Source organism: Micromonospora sp. URMC 106 (genome assembly GCF_051386395.1).
In the GTDB taxonomy this organism is placed as follows: domain Bacteria; phylum Actinomycetota; class Actinomycetes; order Mycobacteriales; family Micromonosporaceae; genus Micromonospora.
Map to the genome: position 1 here is coordinate 1 of NZ_JBPQTP010000176.1, position 8,290 is coordinate 8,290.

The window sequence follows — 8,290 nt, forward strand, 5'->3', positions numbered from 1 at the left end:
CGGTGAGGCGGGTGCGGGGGCCGGCGCGGAGGACGCCGGAGGGGAGCTGGCGGCCGACCAGGCGCTCGGCCAACTCGGCCACCTCGATCAGGGCCGCCAGGTCGATGCCGGTGTCGATGCCCATGTCGTGCAGCATGTGCACCGCCTCCTCGGTGGCCAGGTTCCCGCTGGCCCCCGGCGCGTACGGGCAGCCGCCGAGGCCACCGACGCTGGCGTCGAACTCCGTGACGCCCAACTCCAGCGCGGTGAGCATGTTCGCCAGCGCCGTGCCCCGGGTGTTGTGGAAGTGCAGCAGCACCGGGACGTGGGCGTTCCGGTCGCGTACGGCGGTCAGCAGCTCCCGGACCCGCCGGGGCGTACCCATGCCGGTCGTGTCGCCGAAGGCCACCCGGTCGGCGCCGTCGCGGACCACCCGGTCGACGATGGCGGCCACCCGGGCCGGGTCGGTGTCCCCCTCGTACGGGCAGCCGAAGCTGGTCGCGATGATCACCTCGGCCTGCGCGCCGGCGCCGTGCAGCAGGTCGATCAGCTCGGCGATGTCGTCCAGCGACTCGTCGGTGGAGCGGTTGACGTTGCGCCGGTTGTGCGTGTCGCTGGCCGAGACCACCACCTCGATCTCGGTGAACCCGGCGGCGAGGGCGCGCTGCGCGCCCCGGGTGTTCGGCACCAGCGCCGAGTAGCGCACGCTCTCGGCCTTCGCCGCCCGCTGCCACACCTCGTCGGCGTCGGCCATCTGCGGGATCGCCTTCGGATGCACGAACGAGACGGCCTCGATCCGCTTCACCCCGGTGCCGGAGAGGGCGTCGAGCAGCCGCACCTTGGCGTCGGTCGGGATCGGGTCCTCGTTCTGGAGCCCGTCGCGCGGCCCGACCTCCCGGATCGACACGAAGTCTGGCAGTTCCGCCATAAGGGGTCACCTCACTGTGACGGTCTTACGTGCTGGGTCCTCCCAGCCTCCCACCCGCACACCGCCCCCCGCGAGGTGGCGCACCGCACGCGCCGGGAGCCACCGCCGACCGTCGACCCACCGCCGGCGGCGACGCCGGAAGACGCATCACCCGGCCGGTCCGGGACCGAACCACGCTGACCAGGGGGTTGGCGGTGCCGGGCCCGCGCGCACCGCCAACCCTGATCAGCACGGCATAGGGTCAGCGCATGCGGGAGACGATGCCGGTGTCGTAGTCGCCGGAGAGGAACTCCTCGTTCTCCAGCAGCTCCGCGAAGAACGGAAGGTTGCACTTCGGGCCGGTCAGCTCGAAGCCGGCCACCGCGGCGCGGGCCCGCTCGATCGCCTCGGCGCGGGTGGCGCCGCTGACGATCAGCTTCGCCATCAGGCTGTCGTAGAACGGGGTGACCGTGTTGCCGGCGACGTAGCCCGAGTCGACGCGGACCCCCTCGCCGGTCGGCGCCGTCCAGGCGGTGATCGCGCCCGGGCCGGGCAGGAAGCGCTTCGGGTCCTCGGCGTTGATCCGCAGCTCGATGGCGTGCCCGCGTGGTGCGAGCGCGTCCGGGTCGAAGGTCGGCGCCAGGCCGGAGGCCACCCGCAGCTGCTCCTCGACCAGGTCGACGCCGTAGACCAGCTCGGTCACCGGGTGCTCGACCTGGAGCCGCGTGTTCATCTCCAGGAAGAAGAACTCCTCGGCGGCGGAGCCGTCACCCTCGGCGTCCCGCTGCCGCGGGACCAGCAGGCACTCCACCGTGCCCGCGTTGCGGTAGTTCACCGCCTCGCCGGCCCGCACGGCGGCGGCCAGGAAGCGCTCGCGCAGCTCCGGGGAGACCGCCGGGGAGGGCGACTCCTCGACCAGCTTCTGGTTGCGCCGCTGCACCGAGCACTCCCGCTCACCGAGGGCCACCACCCGGCCGTCGGCCAGGCCGAGGATCTGCACCTCGACGTGGCGCACCCGGGGGAAGTAACGCTCGATGAGCACCGAGCCGTCGCCGAACATCCGCTCGGCGAAGGCGCGCACCTTGTCGTACTCCGTGCGCAGGGCGGCCTCGTCGTTCGCCACGCCCATGCCCATGCCGCCGCCCCCGGCCGCGGCCTTGACCATCACCGGGTAGCCGATCTCCGCCGCCGCGGCGACGGCCGCGTCCAGGTCGGCCGCCGGGTCGGTGGTGCCGGGGGCGACCGGCACCCCGGCCGCCGCCATCAGGTTCCGAGCGTTGATCTTGTCGCCCATCGCGCTGATCGCGTCCGCGCCGGGCCCGACCCAGATCAGCCCGCTGGACTCGACGGTACGGGCGAAGTCGGCGTTCTCCGACAGGAAGCCGTAACCGGGGTGGACGGCCTGCGCGCCGGTCGACTTGGCGGCGGCGAGGATGGCCTCGACGTTGCGGTAGCTCTGGGCCGGGTTCGCCGGGCCCACGCACACCGCCTCGTCGGCCTCGGTCACGAACGGCAGGCCGGCGTCGGCCTCGGAGTGCACCGCGATCGCGCGGACGCCGAGCCGCCTCGCGGTGCGGATGATCCGGCGGGCGATCTCGCCCCGGTTGGCGACCAGCAGCGACTCGATCATGTTTCCTCCCAGCGTCCGGGGGTCTGGACGGGTGCTAGGGAACCACGAGCGCCCGGTTACTGACGAGTCGCCCACCCGTCTCGCGGATCAGGGGTTGGGGTGGGCCAGGAGGGCGGCCAGGGTGGCACCGCGCAGCAGCTCGGCCCGGCGGCGCCGGTCCACCTCGCCGCCGAGGAACGGCGTCGAGTTCATCAGGCCGAACGCGGCGTGGGCCAGCACCCGCGCCTCGCCGTCGGGCATGTCCGGGTGCAGCGCGGTCAGCACGGTCACCCACTGCTCGACGTAGAGCCGCTGGAGCCGACGGATCCGGCGCCGGGGCTCGTCGGGGAGACGGTCCAGCTCGTGCAGGTGCAGGGCGATCACCGCCGGGTTGGCCAGCGCGAAGTCGACGTGGAAGTCGATCAGCGACTCCAGCGCGCCGCGCGGGTCGTCGGGGTGGCCGGCCGAGCGCTCCTGGCCACCGGCGAGCAACTCCTCGCTGACCGGGATCAGCGCGGCGACCAGCATGGCCTCCTTGCCGGCGAAGTGGTGGTAGAGCGCCGGCCCGGTGACCCCGGCGGCCGCACCGATGTCGTCCATCGAGACGCCGTGGTAGCCCCGGGAGGCGAAGAGGCCGACCGCGATCTCCAGGATCTCGTCCTTGCGGGACCGACGCCGGCCCGACCCCGCGGCGCCGCTCGCCCTGCCCCGTGCCTGCTGCTCCACCGTCACCGGGCAAGCGTAGACCGAGTATGTGACGACGTGGAGGCTTGGTTACCCACCGGTCGCCTCCGTCCGGGCCGGGTGCCGGGAACCCGGCCCGGACGGCGCGCCCTCAGTGCTCGTGATCCAGGCCGTACTCGTCCCGCAGGGCGGCGGCCTCGGCCGGGCGGTCCAGCAGGTCCAACGCCCGAGCCAGCAGCCAGGCGGCCTGCTGCACCGGGCGGGAACCGGCGGGCAGCCCGCCGAGCACCTCCCGCAGCAGCGGCTCCGCCGCGGCCGGCCGGTCCAGCCGCAGCAGCAGCTCGCCGGTGAGGACCTCCACCTGCGCGGCCTCGCCGAACGCCTCGATCGACCGGAGCCGGGCGGGCACCCCGGCCAGCCGGTCGTACGCCTCGGCCTCCCGGCCGTGGGCGATCAGCACCCGGGCCCCGGCCTCGGCCGCCAGGGCCAGCTCGTACGTGACCGGCGGCGGCTCGTCCGGCTGCCCGGCCAGCCCCGCCGCCAGCTTGTCCAGCACCTCGACGGTGCGCAGGGCCGCCGCCTCGTCACCGGACCAGAGCTGCGCGTAGGCCTCCCGGCGGCGGGCCCGGAACTCGTCGACCGGCAGGTCGGCCTGCCGGTACGCGGTCGCCGCCGCCGCGAACCGGACCGCCGCCAGCGCGTCCCGGTCGGCGTCGTAGAGGATCCCGCCGGCCTCCTCCAGCACCTGCGCCCGGTGCGGGAGGTTGTCCGGGCCGTCCAGGTTGACGGCGAGCTGCTCCAGCAGGGCGAGCGCCGGGTCGATCTCGCCCAGCCCCTCGTAGACGCCCGCCAGCAGATGCCGGCACCGGTCCGCCTCGGCCTGCGCGCCGAGCCGGTCGAGCCCGAGCACCGCCTCCTCCGCGACCTCGGCCGCCTCGCCCAGCCGACCCGCGACCCGGTACGCGTTCGCCAGCTCCCAGCGCAGGAAGGCGTCCCCCTCGGCACCCCGCTCGACGCAGAGCGTCACCGCCTCCGCGAAGTCGTCCACCGCGTCGGCGGCCCGGCCGGCAGCCATCAGCGCCCTTGCCCGGGCGACCCGCACCGGCAACCACGCCTCGGCCGGCGCCACCCGCAACGCCTCGTCGCAGGCGGCGACCGCCTCGGCCGGGTCGTCGGCCGTCCGGGCGTACGTGAGGCAGGCGGCCGTGGTGACGTCGCCGAGACCGAGGTCCCGGCCGAGGTCACGGGCGCGGGCGGCGGCCTCGTGGGCGTCGGCCACCCGGTCGAGCTGTTCGAGCAGGTGGGCCCGGTGCAGCGCGATCCGGGCGGCCAGCCAGGGGTCGCCGCCGGCGTCGGCCGGCACCCGGTCGAGGACGTCGACCGCCTCCGACCAGCGTTCCCGGTGCATCAGCGCCAGCGCGACCCGGTCCAGCCCGGCGGCCCGCTGCCGGTCGTCGCCCCGCCGGTCGAGTACGTCGGCGGACGCCCGAACCAGGTCCAGCCCCTCGTCCGCGCTCTCGTCGGCCATGGCCAGCAGCACGCCGAGCCGCCCGGCGACGATCTGCGCCCGGACCTCGTCGCCCAGCTCCCGGTACGCGGCGAGCGCCGCCCGGTGGGCCGCGACCGTGGCCGGCACGTCCTCCCCGTCGCCCAGCTCGGCGGCGCGCAGCTCCAAGCGGTGGGCCGCCGTCGGCGCCGGGAGGTCTCCGGCGCCGAACCGGTCGTCCCAGGCGGCCAACGCGGCCCGGAACGCCGCGCGGTCGTGGCGGCGCAGCCGCTCCTCGGCGAAGTCGAGCAGCGCGTCGGCGTCGGCGTCGGCCGGCACCGGCACGGTGGCGGCGGTGCCCGGCGTCGGGGCGCGGTCGGCGGCGGCCGGGCCGGCGCTTCCCCGGACGGGGCGACGACGCAGGCTGGCCGAGAGCGGCAGGTGCTCGCCGGTCGGCTCGGCCGCGAGCCGCCGGGCGATCCACTCCGACTGGTACGAGGTGCCGTTGCGGGCGTCGAACCGGGCGGCCAGCGCGGTCGCCGTCGCGGTCAGCTCGGCGGCGAGCGCCGACGCCGCGATCTCGCCGGCCGGCCGGTCGCCGGCCGCCCGCCGGTAGACGGTCAGCTCGCCGGCCCGGCGCAGCGCGGCGGCGCCGGTCGCGGCGAAGTGCATGGCGGCGGCCGGCGAGGGCGCCCGGTCGAGCCAGTCGAGATGGCGCTCGACGATCTCCACCGCGCGGGCGTCGTTGCCGGTCAGCGTGCAGAACTCGACGTGGTTGCCGATGTCCCACAGGTCCGACAGGTTGCCCCGCAGCCGGCGGTAGGCCTCCCGGTGGGCGTCGCGCGCCTGCTCCGGGCGGCCCGTGTGCAGGTAGGGCAGCAGCAGCGCGGTGAGGATGGCCTGCGGCTGCTCGGTGCAGCTGAGCCGGCCGGCGAGGACCGGCTCGGCCAACGCGACCGCCTCGGCGTGCCGGCCGGCGTCCGCGAGGTACTGCACCTGGGTGGTGGGATCGCAGCCGGCGCAGTCGGAGAGCTGGTCGCGGGGGGTGGTCTGCCAGAGCCGGTACCAGTGCGCGGCGGCGTCGGCGTCGCCCAGGTGGTCCGCCACCTGGAACCGGTGCTTGTGGACGGCCTGGAGGCTGTGGCCGCCCTCGCGGTAGCGGCGCTCCATGTCGTCGAGCACCGCGTTGGCGCGGTCCAGCGGGATCTCGGGGAACCGCAGCAGGCCGGTGACCATGTACTTGAAGTGCCAGAGCAGCTGGTGGGCGTAGCGCTCGTGGTAGGGCTGCGGGTCGCGGTCGAACTCGGCCAGGCACCAGGAGAAGGTGACGAAGGACTTGGCCGGCTCGCCGCCGTAGACGTACGCGGTGGTGGCCTGCATGCGGGCGACGAAGGCGAGCTCCCGGTCGTCAGCGGCGTCCACCCGGCGCAGCAACTGCTCCGTGGCGGCGATCTGCCCGGCGCCGTACGGCATGTTGTCGACCTCGCGGAGCACCCGCCACAGGTCCTCGTCTTCCCTGCTCATCGCTCACTCCTGTCCCGGCACGGCCCGGCCGAGCAGGCCGAGGAAGGAACTGTTCAGCAGCGCGGCGTCGGCCGCGCGGATCGGATGGTGCCCGAGCAGCAGCGCCTGCCCGTAGAGCGCCTCGACGGCCAGCCCGGCCAGCTCCGGGTCGGTCAGCGTGGTGACCCGGCGGACCAGGGGGTTGCGGTGGTTGAGCACCAGCTGCGGGCGGTCCGGCGGGGCGGAGGCGGCCAGCGCGTCCAGCACCCCGCCCCACAGCTCGTCGGCCCGGTCCCGGCTCGCCGCGAGCTGGTCGTTGAACGCCGCCGACCGGCTGACCAGGTAGAGCGCCGGTAGCGAGACGGGGTCGTACGCCCGGACCACCACCTCGCAGCCGAGCCGCTCCAGGGCCCGCTGCGCACCGGTGAGGAACGGCCGCAGGGCCAGCTCGACCTGCGGGTCGAGGCTCTCGAAGCGGGTGGTCAGGTCGCTGGGCTCCAGCCGCTCGATCAGCACCGAGCGGTCCACCGCCGGCAGCCGCTCGATCAGCTCCGTGTCGTAGGTGTAACCGCCGTTCACCACCGCCAGGTCCTGCGCGGCGGCGACGGCGGCGAGCTGGCGGAACTCGTCCAGGCTGGCCGCGTAGCGGACCACCCCGTGCCGCTGCCGGAACTCGGCCAGGGTGAGCGTGCCCACGTTGGTGTCCATCGGCCACCACTGGTCGACCAGGCGCAGCATCTCGTCGTCGTGCAGGGCGAGCGCCTTCACCCCGAGGTGGTGCACCTGGAGGAACTCGGCGAGCCGCCGCGGGTCGTGCTTGGCGAGCCGGACCAGCCACCCGCGCACCTGGTCGCCGAGGGCCTCCCGGGTGGCGGCGAGCAGGCTGTCCTCGTACAGCGCCTCCCGGCTGGCGGTCGGCCGCAGCTCGCTGGCGTCCACCACGCAGTGCGCGAAGAAGGCCCAGTCCGGCAACAGCCCGTCGGCGTGCTCGGTGAGCAGCATCCGCTTGAGGTAAACCCGGTGGCCGGCCCGGGCCGCCGGGTTCACCGCGTTCGGCAGGATGAAGGCGGCCCCGGTCAGGCCGGCCTCCGGCACCGACAGCGGCAGCACGTCGAAGGGGTCGAAGCCGAGCGTCTCCCGCGCGTAGCGGACCAGCGCGGCCCGGTCGACCGGCGCGCCCGGGGTCGTCGGCCAGGGCGGCGGGCCGGCGGTGGTCACCACGTCGCCGACCCGGACGGTGACCGGCAGCAACGAGCCGTAGAGCCGGGCCAGGTCGACCACGGTCGGGGTGGCGAACCACTGGTCGGCGTCGCGGCGCGGCACCAGCGTCACCGTGGTGCCCGGCTCGGCCCGCCCGGCGCCGGGCGCGGCCAGCTCGACCGCGTACCGGCCGTCGGAGTGGCCAATCCAGTGCACCGTCGGGTGGTCGCCGTGCCGGGTGACCACCCGGATCTCGTCGGCCACCAGGAAGCAGGAGAGCAGGCCGATGCCGAACTGGCCGAGGAACTCGTGCCGGGAGAAGCCCAGCTCGTCGCGCTTGGAGCTGCGGCCGATGGTGGCCAGCAGCTCGTGCACCTGCGCCTCGGTCAGGCCGATGCCGGTGTCGTGCACCCGCAGGGTGCCGTCGCCGGTCAGCTCCGGGGGCTCGACGCGCACCAGCGCGGGCGCGTCGGGGTCGGCCGCCCGGCGCGCGGTGATCGCGTCGACGGCGTTCTGCAGGAGCTCGCGGACGTAGACCCGCGGGCTGCCGTAGAGATGGTGACTGAGCAGGTCGACCACGCCACGGAGGTCGACCTGGAAGGTGTGGTCCACGTTGGATTGCTCCCCGGTCAGATGCCGGCGCCCACCGTACCGATGATCACCGACACGCGCGGTCCCCTTTCCGGGCAACTTGACCCTCGACCCGGTCGAGCCCCGAGGCTCGCCGCCATGACCGCACCCCCGCTCGGCCGCGACTACCGGCTGCTCTGGTCCGCCGCCGTCTCCTCGCGCCTGGGCGACGCCCTGCGTACGCCCGCCCTGGCGCTGCTGGCCGCGACGCTGACCCGCGATCCCCGGGTGATCGCGGCGGTGACCGTGGCGGGGCAGCTCCCGCCGCTGCTGTTCGGCCTGCTCGGCGGCG

At 75.1% G+C, this 8,290-nt stretch carries 5 protein-coding genes and 1 pseudogene; 1 reads left to right on the forward strand and 5 read right to left on the reverse strand.

Annotation, left to right across the window (positions count from 1 at the left end):
* The 5 genes from ACSNOB_RS30750 to ACSNOB_RS30770 all read right to left on the reverse strand — a co-directional run.
* The coding region (locus ACSNOB_RS30750) for a hydroxymethylglutaryl-CoA lyase (protein WP_436690818.1) at window positions 1–907 on the reverse strand (907 nt) is incomplete at its 3' end.
* Window positions 908–1,148: 241 nt separating this feature from the next.
* Window positions 1,149–2,516 carry an acetyl-CoA carboxylase biotin carboxylase subunit gene (locus ACSNOB_RS30755; RefSeq protein ID WP_436690820.1) on the reverse strand — a complete coding sequence of 456 codons (1,368 nt, stop codon included), beginning with the start codon at window positions 2,514–2,516 and terminating at the stop codon, window positions 1,149–1,151.
* A gap of 87 nt (window positions 2,517–2,603) precedes the next feature.
* The gene (locus tag ACSNOB_RS30760; RefSeq protein ID WP_393108216.1) at window positions 2,604–3,227 is read right to left on the reverse strand and encodes a TetR/AcrR family transcriptional regulator; all 624 of its coding nucleotides are present in this window, start codon (window positions 3,225–3,227) and stop codon (window positions 2,604–2,606) included.
* 103 nt (window positions 3,228–3,330) lie between these two features.
* Entirely contained in the window at window positions 3,331–6,189 is a 2,859-nt protein-coding gene (locus tag ACSNOB_RS30765; RefSeq protein ID WP_436690822.1) for a hypothetical protein, read from the reverse strand.
* Between the two features lie 3 nt (window positions 6,190–6,192).
* Window positions 6,193–7,980 (reverse strand): HSP90 family protein, encoded by a 1,788-nt coding sequence (locus ACSNOB_RS30770; protein ID WP_436690824.1) that lies wholly within the window; start codon window positions 7,978–7,980, stop codon window positions 6,193–6,195.
* A gap of 117 nt (window positions 7,981–8,097) precedes the next feature.
* On the opposite strand from ACSNOB_RS30770, the pseudogene ACSNOB_RS30775 reads away from it, so the two are divergent.
* Window positions 8,098–8,290: pseudogene (locus ACSNOB_RS30775) on the forward strand (MFS transporter); the annotation flags it as partial.